This window comes from Sediminibacillus halophilus, from assembly GCF_900103695.1.
Lineage (GTDB): Bacteria > Bacillota > Bacilli > Bacillales > Amphibacillaceae > Sediminibacillus > Sediminibacillus halophilus.
The window spans coordinates 441,677-464,546 of the sequence record NZ_FNHF01000003.1; the positions used below are offsets into that span (position 1 = coordinate 441,677).

Annotated in this window: 22 protein-coding genes; 13 read left to right on the forward strand and 9 right to left on the reverse strand. The window is 44.6% G+C overall.

Translation table 11 applies throughout. The annotated features are described in order from the left end of the window. Positions 1 to 60 precede the first annotated feature (60 nt). The 3 genes from BLR82_RS12605 to BLR82_RS12615 form a co-directional block, all read right to left on the reverse strand. Positions 61 to 1,410 (reverse strand): YjiH family protein, encoded by a 1,350-nt coding sequence (locus tag BLR82_RS12605; protein ID WP_074599819.1) that lies wholly within the window; start codon positions 1,408 to 1,410, stop codon positions 61 to 63. Between the two features lie 144 nt (positions 1,411 to 1,554). Continuing rightward, positions 1,555 to 2,424 (reverse strand): fructosamine kinase family protein, encoded by an 870-nt coding sequence (locus tag BLR82_RS12610; RefSeq protein ID WP_074599820.1) that lies wholly within the window; start codon positions 2,422 to 2,424, stop codon positions 1,555 to 1,557. 85 nt (positions 2,425 to 2,509) lie between these two features. Next, positions 2,510 to 3,244, reverse strand: a complete 735-nt coding sequence (locus BLR82_RS12615) for a helix-turn-helix domain-containing protein (protein ID WP_074599821.1) — start codon at positions 3,242 to 3,244, stop codon at positions 2,510 to 2,512. Between the two features lie 126 nt (positions 3,245 to 3,370). Between BLR82_RS12615 and BLR82_RS12620 the strand changes: the two genes are divergently transcribed. From BLR82_RS12620 to BLR82_RS12635, 4 genes are all read left to right on the forward strand, one after another. Next, positions 3,371 to 4,657 (forward strand): extracellular solute-binding protein, encoded by a 1,287-nt coding sequence (locus tag BLR82_RS12620; RefSeq protein ID WP_074599822.1) that lies wholly within the window; start codon positions 3,371 to 3,373, stop codon positions 4,655 to 4,657. Positions 4,658 to 4,773: 116 nt separating this feature from the next. Beyond that, positions 4,774 to 5,988 carry a carbohydrate ABC transporter permease gene (locus BLR82_RS12625; protein WP_074599823.1) on the forward strand — a complete coding sequence of 405 codons (1,215 nt, stop codon included), beginning with the start codon at positions 4,774 to 4,776 and terminating at the stop codon, positions 5,986 to 5,988. Positions 5,989 to 6,056: 68 nt separating this feature from the next. Continuing rightward, entirely contained in the window at positions 6,057 to 6,848 is a 792-nt protein-coding gene (locus BLR82_RS12630) for a carbohydrate ABC transporter permease (RefSeq protein ID WP_425440902.1), read from the forward strand. A gap of 95 nt (positions 6,849 to 6,943) precedes the next feature. Further along, the gene (locus tag BLR82_RS12635) at positions 6,944 to 9,262 is read left to right on the forward strand and encodes a glycoside hydrolase family 65 protein (protein ID WP_074599825.1); all 2,319 of its coding nucleotides are present in this window, start codon (positions 6,944 to 6,946) and stop codon (positions 9,260 to 9,262) included. Between the two features lie 1,040 nt (positions 9,263 to 10,302). Here BLR82_RS12635 and BLR82_RS21480 read toward each other — a convergent pair. Together BLR82_RS21480 and BLR82_RS21485 are read right to left on the reverse strand one after the other, a co-directional pair. Then, the gene (locus BLR82_RS21480; RefSeq protein ID WP_281242192.1) at positions 10,303 to 10,872 is read right to left on the reverse strand and encodes a choice-of-anchor J domain-containing protein; all 570 of its coding nucleotides are present in this window, start codon (positions 10,870 to 10,872) and stop codon (positions 10,303 to 10,305) included. After that, positions 10,820 to 12,430: an immune inhibitor A domain-containing protein gene (locus BLR82_RS21485; RefSeq protein ID WP_281242193.1), complete on the reverse strand. Its 1,611-nt coding sequence runs from the start codon at positions 12,428 to 12,430 to the stop codon at positions 10,820 to 10,822. Before BLR82_RS21485 ends, BLR82_RS21480 begins: the two co-directional genes overlap by 53 nt. 242 nt (positions 12,431 to 12,672) lie before the next feature. Here BLR82_RS21485 and BLR82_RS12655 point away from each other — a divergent pair, with 242 nt between their 5' ends. Together BLR82_RS12655 and BLR82_RS12660 are read left to right on the forward strand one after the other, a co-directional pair. Further along, on the forward strand, positions 12,673 to 14,358 hold the full coding sequence (locus tag BLR82_RS12655; protein WP_245693802.1) for an ABC1 kinase family protein: 1,686 nt from the start codon (positions 12,673 to 12,675) through the stop codon (positions 14,356 to 14,358). After that, the gene (locus tag BLR82_RS12660; RefSeq protein ID WP_074599829.1) at positions 14,359 to 14,667 is read left to right on the forward strand and encodes a phasin family protein; all 309 of its coding nucleotides are present in this window, start codon (positions 14,359 to 14,361) and stop codon (positions 14,665 to 14,667) included. Between the two features lie 73 nt (positions 14,668 to 14,740). Here BLR82_RS12660 and BLR82_RS12665 read toward each other — a convergent pair whose 3' ends face one another. Continuing rightward, positions 14,741 to 15,580, reverse strand: coding sequence for an STAS domain-containing protein (locus tag BLR82_RS12665; RefSeq protein ID WP_074599830.1), 840 nt, complete (start codon positions 15,578 to 15,580; stop codon positions 14,741 to 14,743). A gap of 177 nt (positions 15,581 to 15,757) precedes the next feature. On the opposite strand from BLR82_RS12665, the gene coxB reads away from it, so the two are divergent. From coxB to BLR82_RS21080, 4 genes are all read left to right on the forward strand, one after another. Then, positions 15,758 to 16,453, forward strand: coding sequence for a cytochrome c oxidase subunit II (gene coxB / locus BLR82_RS12670; RefSeq protein WP_074599831.1), 696 nt, complete (start codon positions 15,758 to 15,760; stop codon positions 16,451 to 16,453). 27 nt (positions 16,454 to 16,480) lie between these two features. Then, positions 16,481 to 18,400 (forward strand): cytochrome c oxidase subunit I, encoded by a 1,920-nt coding sequence (locus BLR82_RS12675; protein WP_074599832.1) that lies wholly within the window; start codon positions 16,481 to 16,483, stop codon positions 18,398 to 18,400. Beyond that, complete coding sequence (locus BLR82_RS12680; protein ID WP_074599833.1) at positions 18,393 to 18,965, forward strand: cytochrome c oxidase subunit 3; 573 nt, start codon at positions 18,393 to 18,395, stop codon at positions 18,963 to 18,965. The genes BLR82_RS12675 and BLR82_RS12680 overlap by 8 nt, the downstream gene beginning before the upstream one ends. Positions 18,966 to 19,170: 205 nt before the next feature. After that, positions 19,171 to 19,308 (forward strand): hypothetical protein, encoded by a 138-nt coding sequence (locus BLR82_RS21080; RefSeq protein WP_175486806.1) that lies wholly within the window; start codon positions 19,171 to 19,173, stop codon positions 19,306 to 19,308. A gap of 77 nt (positions 19,309 to 19,385) precedes the next feature. Here BLR82_RS21080 and BLR82_RS20600 read toward each other — a convergent pair whose 3' ends face one another. Together BLR82_RS20600 and BLR82_RS20605 are read right to left on the reverse strand one after the other, a co-directional pair. After that, on the reverse strand, positions 19,386 to 19,751 hold the full coding sequence (locus BLR82_RS20600) for a TMEM164 family acyltransferase (protein WP_083334839.1): 366 nt from the start codon (positions 19,749 to 19,751) through the stop codon (positions 19,386 to 19,388). Next, complete coding sequence (locus tag BLR82_RS20605) at positions 19,739 to 20,107, reverse strand: TMEM164 family acyltransferase (protein ID WP_083334840.1); 369 nt, start codon at positions 20,105 to 20,107, stop codon at positions 19,739 to 19,741. Before BLR82_RS20605 ends, BLR82_RS20600 begins: the two co-directional genes overlap by 13 nt. 242 nt (positions 20,108 to 20,349) lie before the next feature. Here BLR82_RS20605 and BLR82_RS12690 point away from each other — a divergent pair, with 242 nt between their 5' ends. The 3 genes from BLR82_RS12690 to BLR82_RS12700 all read left to right on the forward strand — a co-directional run bounded on the left by BLR82_RS12690 (position 20,350) and on the right by BLR82_RS12700 (position 22,513). Continuing rightward, positions 20,350 to 21,693 carry a sodium-dependent transporter gene (locus tag BLR82_RS12690; protein WP_074599834.1) on the forward strand — a complete coding sequence of 448 codons (1,344 nt, stop codon included), beginning with the start codon at positions 20,350 to 20,352 and terminating at the stop codon, positions 21,691 to 21,693. A gap of 139 nt (positions 21,694 to 21,832) precedes the next feature. Then, the gene (locus BLR82_RS12695) at positions 21,833 to 22,129 is read left to right on the forward strand and encodes a YwdI family protein (protein ID WP_074599835.1); all 297 of its coding nucleotides are present in this window, start codon (positions 21,833 to 21,835) and stop codon (positions 22,127 to 22,129) included. 15 nt (positions 22,130 to 22,144) lie between these two features. After that, a complete protein-coding gene (locus BLR82_RS12700) occupies positions 22,145 to 22,513 on the forward strand; it encodes a DUF423 domain-containing protein (RefSeq protein WP_074599836.1) in 369 nt (122 codons plus the stop codon). Here BLR82_RS12700 and BLR82_RS12705 read toward each other — a convergent pair. Next, positions 22,500 to 22,754: a hypothetical protein gene (locus BLR82_RS12705; RefSeq protein WP_074599837.1), complete on the reverse strand. Its 255-nt coding sequence runs from the start codon at positions 22,752 to 22,754 to the stop codon at positions 22,500 to 22,502. The genes BLR82_RS12700 and BLR82_RS12705 overlap by 14 nt on opposite strands. Between the last annotated feature and the right edge of the window lie 116 nt (positions 22,755 to 22,870).

Consider the following 22,870-nt stretch of genomic DNA (forward strand, 5'->3'; position numbering starts at 1 on the left):
TTCCTTAGCCACCGTACCCACTCCGGCCAAAACTGAAATGTGGCCGTACGATTTAGAGGACTAAAAAATGAGATGGGCCACCAATACGATGATCGGTAAGGTAATGATTGTCCGTTCAAGAAAAATAATCACCAGTTCATAAAATTTCACCGGTACCTTGGATCCAAGCAGCAGTCCACCGACCTCAGACATGTAAACCAACTGAGTGACGGAAAGTGCAGCAATCACGAACCTGGTAAGCTCGCTCTCGATCGAACTTCCGATCAATGCAGGCAGGAACATGTCAGCAAAGCCGACTAATATCGTTTGAGAAGCCTCCGTGGCGTTTGGAACTTGCATTACTTCCAACAATGGGATAAATGGAACACCGATCCACTGAAAAAACGGCGTGTACTCTGCAAGAATCAGGGCGACAAGACCGAACGCCATGACAACAGGAGCAACACCCATCCACATATCCAGCGTATTTTGGGCCCCTTGTTTAAAAAATTTCATCACGCTAGTTTCCTGACCACCGCGGTTAACCGCCTGCCGGTACCCCCAAGTATAGATGTTCTGGCCTTCCGGAATCCCTTCATCTTTCACTTGATCGCTGTCGTCTACATACGTATCCGCTTTGCGTGAAAGCGGCGGGATCCGCGGCATAATGAGAGCAGCTACAAAACCTGCCAGCAGTACAGTTGCATAGAATGGGAGGAACATATCCAAGAGGCCCACTTCTGAAACGACCACGAGGGTAAAGGTAATGGAAACGATCGAGAAAGTTGTACCGATAACTGCAGCCTCTCTTTTGGTATAGTATCCTTCCTCATATTGTTTGCTGGTAAGCAAAACACCGATCGTTCCGTCTCCTAGCCACGAGGCAAGCGAGTCGATGGATGCGCGTCCGGGAAGTTTGAACAAGGGGCGCATTACCTTGGAAAGAATCGTGCCGAACAGTTCCAGCAGTCCATAGTTCAATAACAGTGGCAAGAACAAGCCGGCAAATAAGAATACGCTAAATAACACATGTAGCAAATCTCCAAGAATAAAAGCTCCGGTATCGGCAGAATAAATCGCCTCATGACCTAATTCGAAATAAACCATGATGGCAAAAACCATTGCCGCAATCCGGGTGATCAGCCAAAACCAACTGACATAGAATAGCTGCTGAAAAAAAGGATAGCCATCAAGCATTTGCTTTCCAGCCAGCTTTACAATCAGACTAATAATTGCTGTGATCGAGATGATGATCACCATAATGACAGAAAGCTGACCAGCCAACAAATCCTGCAGCCAGTTGGACAGTATGGCAATCGGAATCGTCATTTCCCCGTCGACAGCAATAGGGGTCATGAATAGAAAAATACCGATCAATGATGGAATGATAAACTTAAGATGATCAGTCAATGAATAATTTTTGTTTTTCATAGGGTCCTCCCTTGAAGAGTTGATTACTATCTCTTCAATAAAATTCTAATAAGATAAGTATAAAAATACAGCAATATTCATTTTAATGCATAATCATTAATTAGCCAACCGTTTTGTGAAATTTTTTATATACATCTTTTTACATTATCCAACATATTCATTCAAAATACGATCGACTAGTGATCCGTATGCTTCCCCGAACATATTCAAATGCACCAATAAGTAATATAGCTGGTACAAAGGTTTTACATCAGGATAATAATCCGGTATAGGGGATGCTTCCTTATAAGCTTTGTAAAAATCATCCGGGAATCCTCCGAATACTTCGGTAAAAGCAAGCTCAAACAGCCGGTCACCAAAGAGTATAGAAGGATCGATCAAGAAGGGCTCACCATTCGGACCGGGCAACCAGTTCCCGCCCCACAAATCACCATGCAGTAGGGAGGGGGAGACAGATGAAGGAATCCAGTCGTCGAGTCTGTCAAGAAGGACGGTCATCCGCTTTCTCCGTGTTTCCGGCATGTTGCCTTGTGAGATAGCGGTATGAAACTGTGGCTTCAGCCGTTGCTCACGGTAGTAAGTGAGCCAATTGTCATACAGTCCATTAGGCTGTGGCAGCGCCCCGATAAACGTGTCTTCGGAAAAGCCGTGTTGGCTGTTCTGGTGCTGGTGCATTGCTGCGACTTTTCTGCCCAGCAGTTCCGGCGTTGATCCCGAGGAAGAACCTTCAATCCAATCCATCACAAGCAGACCAGTCTCTCCGTTTTCCGGTTCGTCGTAATCAAACAGCTCAGGAACAGCGACTGTTTTCGTTTCTTTTATGTAGCGAAGTCCCTTTGCTTCAACGCGGAAAAAGTGTGGGGGAATGTTGTTATTCCCTTTGATAAAGTATTCCCGTTCCCGAGTGCGAACATAGTAAGCCTGGTTAATATCACCTCCGCCTACCTGATGTATTTTGTGTACAGCTGATGAATCACCGATAGCAACCAGTTTCTCTTTTATTAGTTGTTCCACAAAAATCTCCTTTCTCATTTTTGTCACGAAAAGAACTTATTCTATTTTATAACCTTAATAAACCAGGGTATAACCTTAAAATTTGTTACATATGCCGATTCCGGAATTCGCGGGGAGTGATACCTTCATAAAGCTTGAATTGGGATGAAAAGTAGCTTTGATTGCAAAATTTGAATAACAAGGCGATTTCCGAGATGGAGCTCGTGGTGTGGAGAAGATAGTACTTTGCTTCTGTAATCCGTTTTTTGTTGATGTATTTTACAATCGAAATCCCGACTTCTTTTTTGAAAAGATGGGACAGGTAACTGGGATGGACAAAGCAGAATTTACTGATCAAATCCAAGTTTAAATCTTGAAGAATGTGGTATTGGATATACGTAATAGCCCGGTTCACCACTTTCCCGTACGGCAGTTTTTTTTCTGTGTTAACGGTTTGGATGAAATGGGACAGCATTACATATTCCAACTGGTCGAGTGCTTGTAAATTGTCCATGCGTTCAATTTCCAGTATATAGGTATCGCTGAGCGTGAAAGCTGTTTCCGGATCAACTCCGCCGTTGATGATCGCTCTGGTTAATAGCGTGCAGGAGCAGATCAACGAATTTTTCATGGAGCGATGCGGGGTGTGGGCAAGTTTAGGGCGTCTGTCTTTGTTTATGCTTTGCATGATGTGGGTGGCTTTTTCGATGTCCCCCTGGGCTACAGCCGCAAGTAGCTGACTTTCCAGCAGAAAGGAAGGGTGATAGTATTCATTATTCCTGTTTTCCAGTTTCATTGTCAGGTAACTGGTAACCACCGGGTTCTGGGTTGAATGATCCATGGCTTTCTCTCCATTTCTATCTAAAAATTTGATAACAATCTAAAAATTTTAGTATTCAATGAAAGCGCTGTCGTTATACAATCAATTATAGTTAAATATATATAAATAACAAGGAGGTCAATCACTATGAAAAAGTGGCTGTCATTTTTATTTGCTATTGCACTCATGACACTTGTACTGGCTGCATGCGGGGGAGACGAAGAATCCAGTCAGGAAAGCGGAGAAGAAACATCCGGTGAAACAGAAGGTTCCGATAGCGAATCAAGTGGTGATGTAACCACCATCACGTTTGCTGCACAAAGTGATGATACACCGGCAACCAAAGCCGCAATTGAAGAATTTAACAATAGTCAGGATCAATATAAAGTGGAATGGACGCAGATGACCAATGACTCTGCGCAAATGCACGATCAATTACTTACTTCCTTATCCAGCGAAGCGGGAGAATATGATGTACTGTCGCTCGATGTGGTCTGGGCTGGAGAATTTGCCGGGGCTGGATATTTGGAGCCCATTGATATGATGATGGATGATGCAGGTCTGAAAATCGATGATTTCAATGCAGGATCGATGAAATCCGGTAATTACAAAGGGAAACAATACACCCTTCCATACTTCCCGGATGTAGGTTTGCTGTTCTTCCGGAGTGATATTGTTTCGGATGAGGATGCAGAGAAGTTGATTTCCGGCGATTATACCTACGAAGAGCTTGGAGAAATGGCTGAGCGTTACGCGTCAGAAAATGACATCAGTAACGGGTTTGTTTACCAATCCAAGCAATATGAAGGCCTGACAGTGAATGCCAATGAATTTACCAACCAATTCGAAGATGTTGAATCGGGCTTGCAGACGATGTATGACTTCACTACGGCTGACTGGACACCTGATGATATTCTGAATTACGCAGAAGGGGAGGCATCCACTGCCTTTGAAAACGGGAATGCCGTTTTTGAACGGAACTGGCCTTATATCTATGGTCGACTTAAAAATCCGGAAGAAAGTGGAGCAACAGTCGACGTAGAGAACGTCGAAGCAGCTCCGCTTCCGAATGGCGGGTCTGTCGGCGGCTGGTTACTGGGAATCAACGCCAACTCCGATGTGAAAGAGGGTGCTTGGGAGTTTATTCAATTCCTGGCAGGACCGGATGGACAGAAGATTCTATCTACAGAAGGAAGCTACCTGCCTGGATACAATCCATTGCTTGAAGACCAGGAGGTACTGGATTCCAATGAACTGCTGAACATGGAAGGATTCCAAAATGCGCTTCAAAGCACCATCGCACGTCCGGTCTCAGCAGATTACTCCGAAATTTCAAACGAGATTCAGGTGGCCGTTCATAAATATTTGAGCTCCGGCGAGGGCTTGGACAATGCCGTCCAAACAATCGAGGATGCCACTAGCGAGGAAGAATAAGGAGCATAAAAATACAGGTGGAATAAAAGGGCTCTTTCGTAAGGGCCCTTTTCCACTTTCACTGTTATAAACAGGAAAAACCACTTTATAACAAGAGTCGGGAGGGACGGAGCCTTATGAGAAAAATGGGTTTTCGAGAATTTTTATTTATTGTTCCTATTCTGTTGCTAATCGGTATCTTTTCCCTGTGGCCAGTCCTCCAGTCCTTTACGTACAGTTTCTTCGACTTTCAGTTGAATGATCGTACCAAATCAGGACTTTATTTAAATGAACGGTTTAACGTCGACTTATATAAGGAAACATCCTTGTATGTCGATCGCTTCATTTCTCAGGACATGGAAACGATCACAGATGAAGAAGATAAGGCTAGGGCGCAAGAAGTTATCGACCAATTAAACAACCTGGACGAGGAATTTGATAAAGAAGAAGGCGTTATAACAATCAGCAGTGAACAAAAGGAGCAAATAGAGGCTGCTTATGAGAACGCCGATGCCACCGTCCAGACATTGGGCGATAAGTATGAACTGCAGCAGGAGGAGAACTTGCCGCTGCTCGTAGAAGATATCAAGAACAGTATGATAGAATCCAATTTTATCGGCCTTCAAGGGTATAAACGGGCCTTACAGGATCACTTTGTGTTAGATGCACTCAGGCATACCCTTGTCTTCACCTTTGCCAGCGTCGCTTTGGAATTGGTTCTTGGACTCGGAATGGCTATGATCATGAACCAGGGAATCCGAGGGAAAGGGTTCATCCGAACGACTTCTTTGATTCCTTGGGCAATACCGACTGCGGTTGCTGCCTTGATGTGGAGCTACTTGTACGATGGCAGTGCGGGTGTCGTGGCCGAAATTTTTTCCAATATTGGGCTGCTTGATGAGCCGACGGACTTAATGCAGACAGGAGCAGGAGCGATGACTGCAGCAATCTTGGCTGATGTTTGGAAAACCACTCCTTATATGGCCATTTTGCTTTTGGCCGGCCTGCAAAATATTCCTGGTTCCTTATATGAAGCATCATCAATCGACGGAGCTAACAGGATCCAGGATTTCTTCCGTATCACCTTGCCATTGTTAAAGCCATCGATTCTCGTCGCTTTATTATTCCGGACACTGGATGCATTCCGTATATTCGATTTGATCTACGTTTTGACCGGTGGTGGTCCGGGCGGGTCAACTGAAACATTATCGGTTTACTCGTATAAAGTGATGTTCGGCCAGACGAATTTTGGATATGGATCTGTCGTCGTCATGATTATGTTCGTGTGCGTCGCGATCATTTCCACTATTTATGTCAAATTCCTTGGAACGAACATCATGGATAGAAATTAAAGGAGGGAAGCATGATGGCAAATAATGCAGGTGCAGAGAAAAAAGGCTTTGGCTTGCCGTTTTGGATAATGCTTATTTTTTACTTGGTAATTATCGTTTTTCCGTTTATTTGGATATTGATCACCTCCTTTAAACAGACGGGTGAAATTTACGGGAACAATCCGTTTTCTATCATTCCGGATAATCCGACCATGCAACACTACGCTGATGTAATTTTGGAAAAAGGGATCATGCGGGCAATCGGTAATAGTTTGATTGTTTCGGGTGTAACAACTATTTATATCGTAATAGTGGCGACTTTTGCTGCTTATGCGATTTCCCGTTTCGATTTTCGAGGGAAAAATCTACTGCTGGGCATTGTACTGGCCGTTTCTATGTTTCCGCAAATGATTGTAATCGGTCCGATTTATAACTTATTCATAGACTTGGGTTGGACGAATAGTTATTGGATTACACTTCCGTATTCATCGATCACCCTGCCGATGGCTGTCTGGATATTGGTCACCCATTTCAACCAAATACCGTTGGCTCTGGAAGAGTCTGCCCGAATTGATGGTGCTTCAGCTTTCCAGACGCTGTACAAAATCGTCTTCCCGCTGGCGGCACCTGGCGTATTCACAGTTGCAATCATTACCTTCATTACCGCTTGGAATGAATTTGTGCTTGCGATTACCATCAATTCCAATTCGGAATATCACACGGTTCCGGTGGCCATTTCCTTTTTGCGTACCCAGTTTGAAATTCTATGGGGGCAAGTAGCTGCAGCTACGATACTTGTGACGATTCCGACATTGGTAATTGTGCTCTTATTCCAACGACAGATTGTCAATGGACTCACACAAGGCGGGGTCAAAGAGTAGCAGGCTCGAAATAAATTGGGAAATTTGTAACAATAAATGAATTATTATATGGTAATCAAAACAAACACTACTATTGCATAGGAGGGTTTAGGCACATGACATGGAAAATATATAGCCACTCCTTGCGTGATACCGATCTCTTAAATGAAGAAAGCCTATTCTTTTTAGGTAATGGCTATCTCGGTGTGAGAGGGAGTTTTGAAGAAGGGTATGGCCCTTCGTTTGAGTCCATTCGCGGAACGTACTTAAATGCTTTTCATGATACGATCAACATTTCTTACGGCGAGAAGCTTTACGGTTTTCCTGCGACACAACAGAAAATGCTCAATGTCATCGATGCGCAGACGATGGACATTTATATTGGGGACGACAAGGAAAAATTCGCCATTACAGAAGGGGAAATCCTTGATTACACGCGGACTCTTCACATGGACAAAGGATATACGGAAAGGAGTATCCATTGGCTGTCACCTAGCGGCAAGGAAGTGAAGCTTACCTTTCAGCGTATGGTTTCCTTTATCCACCGGGAACTATTTATTAGTAAAGTGATCATCGACCCGATAAATTTCAATGACAAAGTCACAGTTGTCTCAACAGTTGATGGCGATATTTCGAATTACATCAGTATGGATGATCCCCGCCTCGCCGCCGGCCATTCGAAGAGCCTGGCTGTGAAGGATATAGATGTCCATAATGAAACGGGCTATATCATGTGTGAAACGGAAACTTCCGGTTTGCAAGTCGGATGCCATACAAGCCACTATCTACCAAACAATAGTGATATCGAACCGGATATTGAACAGAATGATCAAAAAATCTACTTTTCTTACACGTTTGATAAAAAGAAAACGGAAGCGGTAGAAATCATTAAGCAAAATATTTATGTCGATACATTGAGGCACGGGGATGACTTGAAAGATAGGGCCAAAAGTATTTACTACCGTCTGCTGGATGTAGAGTTTGAAACCTTGCTACGTTCGCAGGAGGATTACCTGAAGCTCTTCTGGGAGCGAAGTGACGTGGAAATTCAAGGGGAAGCCAAGCTGCAGGAAGGTATCCGGTTTAACCTGTTCCATCTATTGCAATCGTCTGGACGCGATAAGTTCAGTAACATTTCTGCCAAGGGACTATCCGGTGAGGGCTATGAAGGTCATTATTTCTGGGATACGGAAATCTACTTGTTTCCTGTTTTCTTGATGACCAATCCTGAATTGGCCAAACAATTGTTAATCTATCGATACTCTATCCTTAAACAAGCAAGGCAATGGGCGCGAACACTTGGACATCGGCAGGGAGCTCTGTTCCCGTGGCGGACGATAACAGGTGAAGAATGCTCTTCCTATTTTCCGTCAGGATCTGCCCAGTATCATATTAGTGCGGATATAGCTTATAGTTATATTCAGTATTATTTTGCCACCCATGATGAACAGTTCATGCTAGATTATGGTGCGGAATTATTGATTGAAACGGCAAGGTTATGGATGGATACCGGGCATTTTAGACGAGATGGAAGTTTTGCAATTGATGAGGTGACCGGGCCTGATGAATATACTTGTCTGGTAAATAACAATTATTATACCAATGTGATGGCTAAGCATAACCTGCTCTGGGCAGCAAAAATTGTGGAACGGCTGCCAAAATGGGATGAGCGGCTTGCTGAACAGCTATTTGATCAGATTGGCTTTGTGGAAGAGGAACTGGAAGCTTGGAAGCGGGCGGCAGAGAATATGTATCTGCCTTACGACCCTGAATTGGATATCAATCCGCAAGATGACTCGTTTCTTCATAAGAAGAAATGGGACCTGTCCGAAACACCTGATGACGAAAAGCCGCTGCTGCTTCATTATCATCCATTGACTTTGTACAGATACCAAGTATGTAAACAAGCCGATACGATACTAGCGCATTTTTTACTGGAGGATGAACAGCAGTATAGCACTTTAGTGAATACGTATGATTACTATGAAAAAATCACTACCCATGATTCTTCGCTATCTTCATGTGTATTCAGTATCATGGCCTCCAAGCTGGGATACATGGAAAAGGCATATGAATATTTTATTGAGACAGCCCGCTTGGACCTGGATAACACAAAAGGCAATACGAAGGATGGCTTGCATATGGCCAACATGGGTGGTACCTGGATGGCAATCGTCTTTGGCTTTGCTGGTTTGCGGATCAAAGAAGACGGCTTGCACATGGCTCCCCAGCTGCCAGATGAATGGGAAAGCTATTCGTTCCACGTGCAGTACAACCATCAGGTAATCAAGGTGGATAGAGAAGTGAACAAGTTGGTTCTTCACTTGCTAGAAGGACCAGATCTACCGATATGTGTAAACGGAGAGAAGTACACCCTAAGAGCCGAAAAAGACCTAGTCATCGATCCTAACCCTAAAGCGGAAGCGACCGAATAGCGACGAAAAAACTGGACCTCGCCCGTAGGAGATAAAGGAAACACGGAGCGTAAGCGACGATGTTGACTTATCGTACGGAGGCGAGGGAAGTTTTACGAGTCGCTGGGAGCTGGAGCTAGATGACCTAAAGCGGAAGCGACCGAATAGCGACGAAAAAGTGCGCCCCCGCCACGGGGGTGGTTCGGCGTTGTCGCGCAAAGCGGCGGGCTTAGTCGAACTTCTGTTATTTCCGTAGGAGATAAAGGAAACATGCCCCTGGCAAAGGGGTATGGCGATGTTGGGCGCAAACCCCGCCCTTAATCGGCCCTCCTTGGTGTAAAGACGATGTTGACTTTCACCCAAGGGCATAAGGGCGACTGAGCCTCTGGTTTACCAGTCGGCAAGTCTTCTTTATCGTACGGAGGCGAGGGAAGTTTTACGAGTCGCTGGGAGCTGGAGCTAGATGACCTAAAGCGGAAGCGACCGAATAGCGACGAAAAAGTGCGCCCCCGCAACGGGGGTGGTTCGGCGTTGCCGCGCAAAGCGGCGGGCTTAGTCGAACTTCGGCCATTTTCGGGGAGATAAAGGGAAATAGGAGAGATGGTAACCCGGCGCTGCGGAAAAACACTCCCTTTCCGCGGGTACCGCTTCAGCTTCCTCACAAGCAAATACCGCTTGTTGCGGGATCTTCAGCTGGTGCTGTTCCCGCAGGAGTGTCGCATTTTTCCGCAGCTGGTTTGCCTTTAAACATGTGGTAAAGATGCTCTTATGATAGATGGCACAGAGCAGCTCGCACACACAGGAGACTCCTGCGGGAACAGTGGCCAAAGTAAGACCCCGCAGAACGGAGTTCGAGGAGGCTTACGGGTCACCCGCGCAAAGCGGATGTGTATTCGGGCTGCGGCCTAAAGAAACTATCATTTTTGAGAGTCTCCTCATATGCCATGTTCAGGTAAACTCCCGGAAAATGAAGAAAAGCAGAACCGCTCTGGCAAAGACCAGAGCGGTTCTGCTTTATGGTAAAAAGAGGGGAGCACACGACGTACAGTGATTCAGAATGCTTATTTCTGCTTTTTCGCTTTTTTTGGACCCTTATCTTTTAATTCAATATTGTATTCAAAAGGAACAGGATCGATACTTCCCTGTGGAGCTGCATACCAGGTGGTCATATAGTTCGTTCCTTTTTTAAATAAATTACGCAAATTCAGGGCGTCAGATTCAGTTATATTGAAAGGATCCACATGATAGACCTTGAACTTGCCGTGTTTATCTTCATTGACGAAGGTGACAGAATAATTGACGTATTGTTCAAGCAGCTCCTCTTTTGATTGCAGTCCGTCAAGCGAGGATCCGTCATACGACAAACCGATTTCTGGAACAGTAATGTTATCGACGAACCAGCCGGAATCGGTTGTTCCCCAGTCCGTCAAGTAACGGAAAGATATATATACTTTTTGTCCAGCATAATCGGATAAATCAAATGTTTCCTCTTGCCAGTCATCAGAATAACCGGTGAATCCAGGCACATTCTCTTTGATCTTTGGATAGCCTTCCTCGACTACGTCCGATCTGGTATGCTCATTTTTCCAGGCTGGTCCAGGATTTTCCCTCGTCTGTTGAAACTTGGACAACGCCGAAATCCCATTGTTCTTCAATATCCATGTAATGGTCGAATTGAAGGGAGGCTTCGGAGACTCCCGTTAAATCTGCTTCAAGGATAAGGCTATTGTCTGCCTCATCGCCATCATTTCCCCAGTAAACCTGATTATCTGATCCCAGTGGATCTGTAACAGTCTGCCAAGGACTCGGCAGGAAGTCAACGCCGTCAAAGGAAATGTTTTCAATTTTCCCCTCAAAGTCTAGCAGCTTGTAATCAGCTCCCCACGCAGGTACACCGTCTTTTTCATACAAGGATGCTTCTTCAAAATTAACAGTATTTCCTCTTACTTTGCCGTCCTCTACCGGAATTTCACGTAAATCAATCGAGTCGAAGCCATAGATTCCTTTTTTGCCTTTCACTTTCTGGTTTTCATCGATTAATAAGGCAGTGACGAACTTTTCGTACACGCTTTGAAAGTCTTCTTTAATTCCGAAATCCTTGTATGCCTGGTTGTAGCTTTCAATACCGTGCAGTGGACTGGTGGCAACGTCACGGATGAATTCCTGACCGAATTGTTCGTAGTTGTACAAGGTGAACAAGTAGACAAGCCCATAATCAGCAATTGTTTCTGGACCTGTATCAGCACCCACATGTTCATCCCAATTCACCAGGGAATTTTCCGGGTGATCGAGCAAGAAGTTGATAGAACCATAATCGTGCCCATAACCTCCGAGATATTCAGAGAATGTCGACATGCCTTCATTGAGCCAAGTCGTTTCCGAACTGTCATTATCACTATGAATCAAATGCTGGAATTCGTGCATCGTAGTGGCGAAGAAAGTACTTTCCAGACGTTCTTCCCAATTATTGGCATCAATCGTGATAATGTTGCGATCGATATAGTTTTCCAATGTACTCCAGAAAAAACCAGCAACAAAGAATGGGTAGTCTGGATCATGATAGTTATCGTCTTTGATATTATCAACCAGCATAATCGTTTTGTCGCTGCCATCCTCCGACTGGTAGTATCCTTCCGGGAGCCCGACCATTTCCGGAAGCGGAGAATTGCTTCCGTCGAGAGAATCAGGAGTTCCAAAGAATGCAGTTGTTTTTGGATAAATATTTTCGTCAAACTCATTGGCCAGCTTGTCTACCTGCTCTTGGGTTACGACCTGTGGATCTCGGGGATCCCCCTCAGGGAAACTAAGATCCTCCGCAACCCAGATCTCCACATTGCTGCCTACGCTGCGCAAGGTAAATTCTTTAAAACCCAAGTCGCGGTCGAGAAACAGTTTGGTTCCTCCATCATACGTAAATCCTTCATCGGCCGCTGTACTGTTTGCTGCCTCGTCCTCATTAAAATTCACCTTTGCTGCTGATTGTTTAATCAGCTTTGGTGCTTCTTTTTGAAACTCCTCATCTTTCGACTTCTCGTTCAATTCTGCACTGATGTCCAATACATCCCCATATCGCTCGATGTTCCATTTTTCATTGCTTTCTGCTGCTTCAGTCTGATAGGAAGCAACAGGAGCAAACAAAGAAAAAGACAACACACTAGTAGAAATGATTGCGGTCAGTTTTTTCTTCAAATAACATTCCCTCCCCGAAATATAAATGTATACGTATGCTCCGCCACTTATCATTATAGTTAATTTTTCGCAATATTATGAATAGTTATTTGGTAGTATTTCCGCGACAACGTTCGCAGTCTGACTAGGCTTATCGCACTGCTCACACGGCTCATTCGATAGGCACTGACAAGCTTTGTGAAAAATGGCTCGTTTTTTCTGCTGACGATACGGGTATCTATTACTAATAAACAGGAACGGCCTTGGATAAAAAGTGTGTAAAGTGGATGGTGGTTCAAGTGAAATACAATACACTATATCGGATATACAGCATCATTTTCATGACAATGAAATTCCTCTTGCAAATATACGGTTTCCAGTTTATACACCGTGTCTGGGACAGGGAAACCAATAAAAAGTGGGAAAAGTTGCTGGCAGAACAAGCCAGGGAGTACCGCAAGAAGGCCTTGGAACTAGGCGGCTTGATGATAAAATTCGGGCAATTTTTAAGTACGCGAAGGGATTTACTGCCGGCTGCCTTTATAAAGGAACTGCAAGGCCTGACAGACAAAGTTAAATCAATTCCTTTTAAATATTCCCGGCAAACCATCGAGGAGGAGTGGGAGACAAATCTGGAAGACAACCTTGCGGACCTGGACAGTTATCCAGTCGCTTCTGCTTCCATCGGAGAAGTGTACAAGGCAAGGCTGCATAATGGCACCCCTGTGGCAGTGAAAGTAAGAAGACATCGGGTCGAAGAAGTTTTTCACAAGGATTTTCGTGCACTGCGTATCGTATTTTGGCTGCTATCCCGGTTCACAGCTTATGGGAAAAAGGCAGATTTACAGAAGTTATATAAGGAAATTGTCTCCGTAATGAGCCAGGAACTGGACTTTGAACAAGAATTAAAATATGCCAACTATTTCAAAACCCGTTTCCGGGAAAATGAGTATATTCACGTTCCTGAATACTATGATGATTTGTGCACAGGCCGGGTACTGGTAATGGATTGGGTCGAGGGGGAAAAAATCGATAATATTTCCTTTATGCAAGAATACGACATAGATCGAAAACAAGTGGCCAAGACGCTTTTTGACTTTTACATCGATCAGTTCATCAACCCCGGCATCTTCCATGCAGATCCGCATGTCGGTAATATTCTTATTCAACACGACGGAACAATTGCCATTCTAGACTTCGGAATGGCAGGGGAAATTCGGAAGGAAGATACAAAGCAGTTGCGGAGTGTTGTGCAGGGAGTCATCCTTGATGATTACGACCGTGTGGTTCATGCATTGCTTGAAATGGATTTCCTACTGGAAAATCATGATACGGAAAAAATTAAAAAACTATTGAAGAAAACACTTGATGTCTATCAGGAGCAGGCAGGACAGCGGATGCAGGGAGAATTACTCGAGCAGATCATGGAGGATCTTCAGGTATTTGTGAAAGAACAACCGATTCAGCTCCCTGCAGATTATGCCTTTCTGGGCAGGGCTGCATCGATCCTGCTTGGCGTACTGCTATCGATTTACCCGGAAATGGACATCGTTAAGTGGGCGCGTCCTGTCGTAAAACAGTGGGCCTCCGGAGAGAATGGAAAAGGATCTATTTATACGGAAGTGTTCAAAGAATCTGCCCGTCCGCTGCTGGCATTACCCCGGGAATTGATTGAATGGATGAACGATGGGGAAAGGGACCGTGAATGGGCAAAAAACAAACAGCGCTACAAGTTCATGCATCAATACTACTTATTTTACGCGGTCATCTGTTTTTTCTTACTCGCTATCGGAGCTGCAGTGCTATCTGTGGGATGGTTTTTGGAGTCTGAGTTGCTCCTGCATGGCGGGGCATTCGCGAGCGGTGTTTTTCTCATTTTGTTGGCCATATTGGCGAGAAAACATTCCAAAATGATTCATTCCCTAAAACATAAGAGGAGGTTTTGGTAAATGAGTGATTTGCTGAAGAGAGGATTTTTGCTTGGACTGGGAGCTGCTGTACTTGGTAAAGAAAGCTTAAAAAAGAAGTTGGATGAAATGGTGGCGAACGATGAATTGACGGTGAAACAAGCAAGAGAAATGCTGCGAAAATTCACCGAAAGAGGGGAATCAAAAGCGGCGGAATGGAGCGAACAGCAGGATGAACAAAAAAATAAAATCATTGATGAATTGGGAATCGCCACAAAAGAGGAATTGAAGGAGCTGGAGGTAAGACTTCAACAATTGGAAAACGTTCATTACAAGGGAGAAGAACAATAAACGTGCTGGCTTTCCCGTTTGAAGCGAAAACCTAACGGGAAAGCCGCCATGATCGATAGGAGAATACGAGTTATCAGCTTTGCTGGTGGTGGAGCATTTCCACGGCCTGCTTCAAATGGGATTTCGTAATGACTCCTTTGTCCTTGAACAAACCTAGCTCCATCGCCCTCATACTCATTTCCGGTTTAATGCCGGTCAAGATTGGCGAAATACCTAGTAGCTTTAATAAATCCAGCAACTTATATAGATAATTGACAAACAAATCGTTTACCGTAACAACGCCGGAAAGGTCGATAACCAACCAGTCAATTGACAGTTTGCTGGCTTTTTGGGTGGTCTCCTCCAGAAGGATTTCCGCCCGCTTTTCATCTATTTCACCAATCACTGGCAGTATGGCTACCTGGTCCATAATAGGGACGATCGGGGTTGAGGCTTTTAGATATTTTTCTTCAAAACTGCTCAGCTTTCGTTCATCTTCTTCCTTTAGGGTGACGCTTACCCCGTGGATGATATGATTATACAATTGGTCAATTCTGGTCATGGTTTCCAGGGCTTCATGGTACTGATCTTCTGCAGCAACCTCTTCCACAAAAGACCAGAGAACTCGTTTATGTACACTCAATTTGGCCAATGAGTCGGATAAACTGTTCTTTCGTTCAACCAACAAATGGCCGGTTTTCTGGCCCCATTTAACAGCTTCTTGATTAGAAACTTCATTTTCCGGCAGTAAATCGGCAATCGTAGAGATCAAGTCATGCAAGAATTGATACGACAGCTCATGGTCGTTTTCTGTATGGTTCTGGAAAGTGTCCGGAAAGCTTTCAAACAATTTTTGGAGCAGTGAATCGGTCAGCTGCTGGACATTTTCCTGCAGATGCTTTTGAAAATAAGCGAGCTGTTGGATTTGTTCCAAGTCTTCACCCCCCTTGTAAGTTTGCTTGAATACATTATAACCGGTATGCCCGGTTTATGCTATTGGGAACGCTTGTTCAGACGGCAGTGCCGGCGTGTTGCAGGTTGGTGGGATGCTTGGACTTCCCCATAAATAATAAGTAACTGCCTTTAGGGGCTGAAAAAGGGTGGGATAGGAATGAGAAAAACGTGGATCGTGTTGCTTCTGTTATTAAACGGCTGCCAAATCAGGACATTGAACCCGCATAGTCAGGTTGCCGGGGACCAGGCGATGTTAATTTATTTGAGCTTTGCCATCATGATCGTGGTCATGGCAGTAGTTTTTATTCTTTTGTTCCGCTTTGCCTGGAAATACAAACAGACGGCGAAAAACAAAGATGATGTTCCGGAGGAAATCAACAGCAATAAGCGTCTGGAAATTACCTGGACACTGTTTCCTGTTCTGCTGTTGGCCATTCTGGCAATTCCTACTGTAATGATCACCTACCAGGTTTCCCCAAAAACGACAAACGAAGCAGATAGTACAGCCGCAGGTGAGGGGGCAATTCATATACAGGTGACAGCGGAAAGATTTGATTGGACATTCACCTATGAAAATGGCAGACAGTCTGATCAACTGGTTTTGCCAGTTAATGAGCAAGCTGTTCTTCACTTGCAATCGGAGGATGTCATCCACTCCTTTTGGGTTCCGGAACTTGGCGGCAAACAGGATGTCATACCTGGAAAAGAAATTTTGTTTAAAGTGACACCGGATAAAACGGGAACGTTTCTGGGAAAGTGTGCAGAATTTTGCGGAGTTAACCATGCGCTGATGACGTTTGACACTAACGTATTGCATAATCAAGCTTACCAAACCTGGCTGCAGGGAAAATGAGAATTCACTTAATAAAGGGTGTAGAACATGACATTGTCTATTTGGGATAACGTACTATACATGCCCGGAGATGTAATAGCTGCCTGGATACTGATGCTGCTGATAGGACCAATACTCCTACTATGGTTGTTCAAAACAAAAAAATGGCCGATAGTTTGGGAATATATGCGCACGACCAATCATCGGAAAATCGGCACAATGAATGTGTTATTCGGTTTTCTGTTTTTTCTGCGGGGTGGAGTAGATGCTTTGTTAATGCGCACACAACTGGCTGTTCCGGAAAACAACTTCTGGTTGTTTCAAGGAGACAAGTACAATGAGGTGTTTTCGACGCATGGAACCATGATGATCTTTTTTGCAGCAATGCCATTGTTAATCGGGTTGATGAATATTGTGGTCCCTTTGCAAATAGGGGCCGGGGATTTGGCGTTTCCATTCCTCAATGCAGTGAGCTTCTGGATGTTCTTGGCCGGAGGCATGCTGTTCAATATGGCCTTTTTCCTGGACAGTTCGCCAAATGCCGGCTGGACTGCCTATACCCCTTTATCGACCGATACATACACACAGACAGAAGGGAATGACTACTATATCTTTGCCCTGCAGGTTTCCGGATTGGGAACTACGCTGACGGCTGTCAATATGATCGTCACGATTCTGCGGCATCGGGCACCCGGAATGAAACTAAACCGGATGCCGTTGTTTCCATGGGCTACGCTCGTCACGTCCTTCTTGATTTTAGTCGCTTTTCCCGTATTGACTATTGCCTTGTCTTTATTGATGTTCGACAGGCTGTTTGACACTTCCTTTTTCTCTGGTGAAGCAGGGAATCCTGTGTATTGGCAACACTTGTTTTGGATTTTCGGCCACCCAGAGGTGTACATTTTGGCTTTGCCTGCATTCGGAATCTTTTCTGATGTCATTTCAACTTTTTCACGGAAAAAGGTGTTCGGTTACACTGCGATGGTGCTATCGCTCTGTCTGATCGGCTTTCTTGGGTTTATGGTTTGGGCGCACCACATGTTCACTGTAGGTCTTGGTCCGATGGCTAATACTTTCTTCGCGATCACTACCATGATGATCGCCATCCCTACCGGTATCAAAGTGTTCAATTGGCTGTTTACCATGCGGAATGGTGTGGTCCGTTTCACGGTTCCTATGTTGTTTGCGCTCGCTTTTATTCCTACTTTTGTAATGGGCGGGGTCACCGGTGTGATGCTGTCCGTCGCGGCGGCTGATATGCAATTTCATGATACACACTTTGTCGTTGCCCACTTTCACTATACGATTATCGGTTCCACGATATTGGGGATTTTTGCTGGCATCTATTACTGGTACCCCAAAATAACGGGTAGATTGCTGGACCGGCGTCTCGGATTATGGCATTTAGGGCTGTTCATTACCGGTTTTCACTTAACCTTTTTTATTATGCATATCACCGGATTGAATGGGATGCCACGACGCACATACACCTACCAGTGGGGCGAAAACCTATTTGTATTTAACTTTATCAGCACAATCGGAGCATTTCTCATGGGAGTAGGAATGGCTGTGTTCGTATGGAATATCATCCGCACTTGGCGATCCGGGAACCATGCAGAAGCAGATCCGTGGCAGGGGCGGACATTGGAATGGAGCGTTCCATCCCCTTCTCCTGAACACCCGTTTACGCAAATGCCCGTAATAGACCAGCGGGATGCCTTCTGGTATGCCAAGCAGGAGAAAAGGAGACTCTTGATCCAAAAACAGCCCCGGCCATCCCCGATAGCCGTCAAAACCATTCAGCCACTATGTATAGGATTGATCCTCTTGCTGTTATCGCTGGCCATGATTTATCAGTGGTGGATACTAGCAGTCTTGAGCAGTGTTCTGGTGTTAGCGATGTTCTTACTGCGGACGTGGCGGGATGAACGTATAAAAACGATAAGGGAGGAGGTTACCGATGAGTAAACAGGTTCAGGCATTATTTTTGGATAAAAAGATGGGGTTTTTTATTTACCTTATCGTAGAAGGGATTATGTTTGCCGTTTTGTTTGCTACGTATATCGTATATACCCCTTCTTACTCCGGGCCGAAGCCACAGGATGTCTATTCCGTTCCATCGGTACTGCTGGCTTCGGTATGCTTGCTTTCAAGCAGTGCAACGCTGCTTTTGGCCGAAAAAGGATTGAGCAGCAGGAGTATGCTTTTCATCAGGAGTGGGATGGCGGCCACGTTTTCCTTAGGAGCCATTTTTCTCTTTTTGGAAATAAACGAGTATTATAGCTACGCGACGGAGGGATATACCTTTACAGCAAATAACTTTTTATCCTCCTTTTATATCCTGACCGGCCTGCATGCAGTTCATGTATTGTTCGGTCTGTTATGGATGGTAGTATTAACCCTGCAATCCTTTCGACATCTGCCATACGCACTGTATCTGGAAAAGCAGAAAATCTTTCACTATTATTGGCATTTCGTAGATGTGGTATGGTTATTCATCATATGTGTGGTGTACATACCATATATAGTGTAAGCGCATACATTATTGTTAATTCAACACTTTCTCTTCTAGGCATAAATTACGCTAAATTTCAATAAAATTGTCTTTACTTTTTATAATTTTTTGAAAATAGCATTGAATATTTGTCGTTTTAAAAGTAAAATAGACTATAAACACTTAGCGTTCAGGCACCTGTGGGGGGATGCCAACTTTTTCGAATGAGGAGGATAAACTCTGAATGATTGACTACACTGTATTTGTGAGCAATATAGAACAGGAGTTAAAACGTGAACTCTGTAACGAAGAATTGGAATTCGTCCTATGGATGTATGAAAGGTATATAGAAGATCAACAGCAAATGAACTTTGTCATTTAAATAGATAGCCTGGATTAAGCCTTGGAGCCGTAGCTGCAAGGCTTTTCTTATGGAAAGAGAGAAGGCCCTGTGAACCATTATTTATTATCGGAGAACCACTTCGCTAACCAATACAAAAGAACAAAGGCGACAAATGTTGCTGTGACTAGATTAATATAATAAATAATCCCGCTGCCGAAATGATTGAGCAGGGTATCAGCCGCAGGTCTTGCCAGATACAAATAGTTTGCTCCTGTCAGTGGATTGATAAGCACTCCTACTACAAGTGCATAACTTACTAGAAACAAAAACGCTCGTAGCATCGATGCCAAGGTGATCCGGATAGGGATGGAAAGAACCAGAAAAATTCCTGTCCAGGAAATGGCGATATGATGGAGGAAAAACTTCCAGAAACGAAAGTGTTCCGCCCCGTAAGGCAAATCCGGCGTAATCAACGCCAGCATGGCTGGAATGATGGCAAGAAAGTAAGTAAGTAAGTAAGCCGTATGATCGGTTTATTCTGAAAGATTAGTGCCAACATTGCCGAAATGGACGCTATGCCGCAAAGGTGGAGGGGCATATGATCCGGGAAGCGCCAAACTCCGTGGTAAATGGCCCACCCCTGATAAGATAGCTCACTGGAAAGCAGCAGAAGGAACAAAAGCCAGCGGATGATTGCATGGACATGCCTTTGCTGCATCTGTTTGCGCAGAAAAATCATGGCCAGTACGCCGCAGGCATAGACAGCCAGCATAAGTAAATGGCTTGTTGAAAATGGTTGAAACATATCGGTTGAAGACACATCGAACCACGCCCCCATCTAGCATTCCACCTCCTATATCTGGTCGACTACCAAACTAGCATAAAATACCAGTGGTATCCAGGAAAATTCCTATTGAAAACTAGTCTTCCTCGGGTTATTGTATTAAGAAATGTTTTTTATTATGATAGGAAAGTATGTTTTAAAAAACGTAAACGAATCGCTGTAAAAAGCGCAATGCTGGTAATTTTTGGTCCAGCGGTAGTAAGACAAAAAAGATGTATGTAGAAAGGAGTTGGATCATGAATTCCACAAGGGAAAGCTGGGCATCGAAACTCGGTTTCATGCTTGCAGCGATGGGTTCTGCTGTCGGACTGGGCAACATTTGGCGTTTCTCTTATGTAGCCGGCGAAAATGGCGGCGGAGCCTTTTTGATTTTGTACCTTGCGAGTATTTTAATTGTCGGAATACCATTATTGCTCGCCGAGGTCAGCATCGGCCGTAAGGCTAAAAGTGACGTAGTGGGTTCTTATCGGACGCTCGCTCCCGAAAAGCCTTGGTATCTGGCTGGGTTTCTTGGAGTATTTGGGGCGCTGTTGATTTTAGGATTTTACAGTGTGGTAGCAGGCTGGTCTATGTATTATTTTTGGAATTATCTATCAGGGTATTTTTTCACGGTACCAGAGCAAGGTTATGGAGCTACCTTCGAGACGTTTACCTCCTCCACTGCACAGCCGCTGATGTGGCATGGTATTTTTATGGTACTGACCATAGCGATTGTATTGACGGGGGTCAAAAAAGGGATCGAACTTGCCAACAAGATTTTTATGCCGGCATTGGCAGTTCTATTAATTATCCTCGCCATCTTCAGCTTGTCACTGGATGGTGCGATGGAAGGATTGCGCTTTTTGTTCCAGCCTGATTGGAGCGTGCTCAGCAATCCGTCTGTTTATATTGCTGCCCTCGGACAGGCCTTTTTCTCCTTGAGTCTGGGAGTAGGGGTCATGATGACGTATGGAAGCTATCTAGGGGATCATCATAAACTGCCGGGAGCCACTGTCGGCATTGGTTTGATGGATACATTTTTCGCTGTTATCTCCGGAATCGTTATTTTCCCGGCGGTATTTGCATTTGGTATTGAACCAGACTCAGGTCCTGTGCTTGTATTTATCACGCTTCCGGATATATTCAGTCAAATTCCGTTTGGCGGAGTTGTAGGAATCTTGTTTTTCTTATCCTTGACCCTTGCCGCGGTGTCTTCGTCGGTCTCTTTATTGGAGGTGCCGGTAGCTTATTTGATGCGCACTTTTAAATGGAGTCGGAGACAGGCTTCGATCATTACCGGAATTATTATCTTTATCTTGGGAATCGGTGCTTCCCTTGGCATGGGGGCATGGTCAGGGTTCACGCCGATTGGCCAGCTTAATATCATGGATTCCATGGATTATATAGCTTCTAATATTTTTCTGCCAATTGGCGGCCTGGTGATAGCGCTGTTCGTCGGGTGGTATTTCAGCAGAAGGGAAGCGTTGACTGCCGCTGATTTGCAGCATCAAGCGGTGGGACGCTGGTGGTACGTAATCGTAAAATACTTGGCACCGGTGATCATTTTGCTGATTTTCCTGAATGCCCTCGGTGTTTTGTAAGGTCTGATCATGGGAGGATGCGAAGTGAACCGACGCCTCCTTCCGTGTTATACTTAGTTCGTTGAAGTAATTATAGGAGTAGCTGTCGGCAGTTTGCAGGTATGGCTAGTCTACTTGGGAAAATAGAAGGAGGGATTCCATGGCAATTTCCGATCAAACCGTTTTAACAAAAATGATGAGTGAATTGCAGGAAGCTCTGGCGAAAAAGGACCAAACCGCCGCAATAAGGGAGCATGTCCGGACGGTTCGTCTGCTATGCGACTTAATGCTGGAAGAAGATAGTGCTGCAGCTGCAGCAGGGCCGGAACAGGAATTGGTGAAAATGATGGGCGATATGCATGCCGGCAGTCAAACTGGTCAATCAAAAGTCAAGTCTGCTGGCAAGCAAACAATCGATCATGAAGAAGCAAACGGCAATTCGATTTTTGACTTTTAACAGAGGTGAAACCAGATGAAATTGTTTTTGATTTTAGGGATTATCAATGGGTTTCTTGCAGTGGCATTGGGAGCCTTCGGGACTCACGGATTGGAAGGGAAGATTTCAGAAAAAGCTTTGGCCACGTGGGAGAAGGCTGTTAATTATCAAATGTTCCATACGATGGCGCTGCTCGTGACTGGGCTGCTGGCCGTCCGCTTTCAGGCGGCCAGTCTGTCCACAGCTGGATGGTTATTCTTTGTCGGCATCGTGTTGTTCTCGGGCAGCTTGTATATATATGCTACAACAAGTATCAAATTTTTTGCCATGGTTACGCCGGTTGGCGGGTTGGCTTTCCTGGCAGGCTGGATTGTCCTTGGATATGCTGCAATTAAATTAGTATGATCGCCAAATAGCTGATGAGTATGATGATGAAAAATGCTCTGGCAATTTGTTGAGCGAACGGAAGGGTATGCTGCTTTTTGTGTTCGGCAAGTCCTTCAAAAATAAAGCTGAATGCCAGGAAATAGAACGCTGCTATAATCATGATCAGGCTCGCTTTGACGAGGGCGATCACCCCTAAGAGCAAGGCAAGTCCCATCATGAGCAGCTGCAATTGAAAGAATTTTTTATAGGGATGTTTCACCAGGCAATGCCCCCTTTTTGTGATTTACATCGACGTTTGTATTGCTGGCTTTTGTCAGCAGAAGAAACCCTTGCATGCCAAAACCTGCAAGGGTTTTATAGTGAGGAAAAAGAATA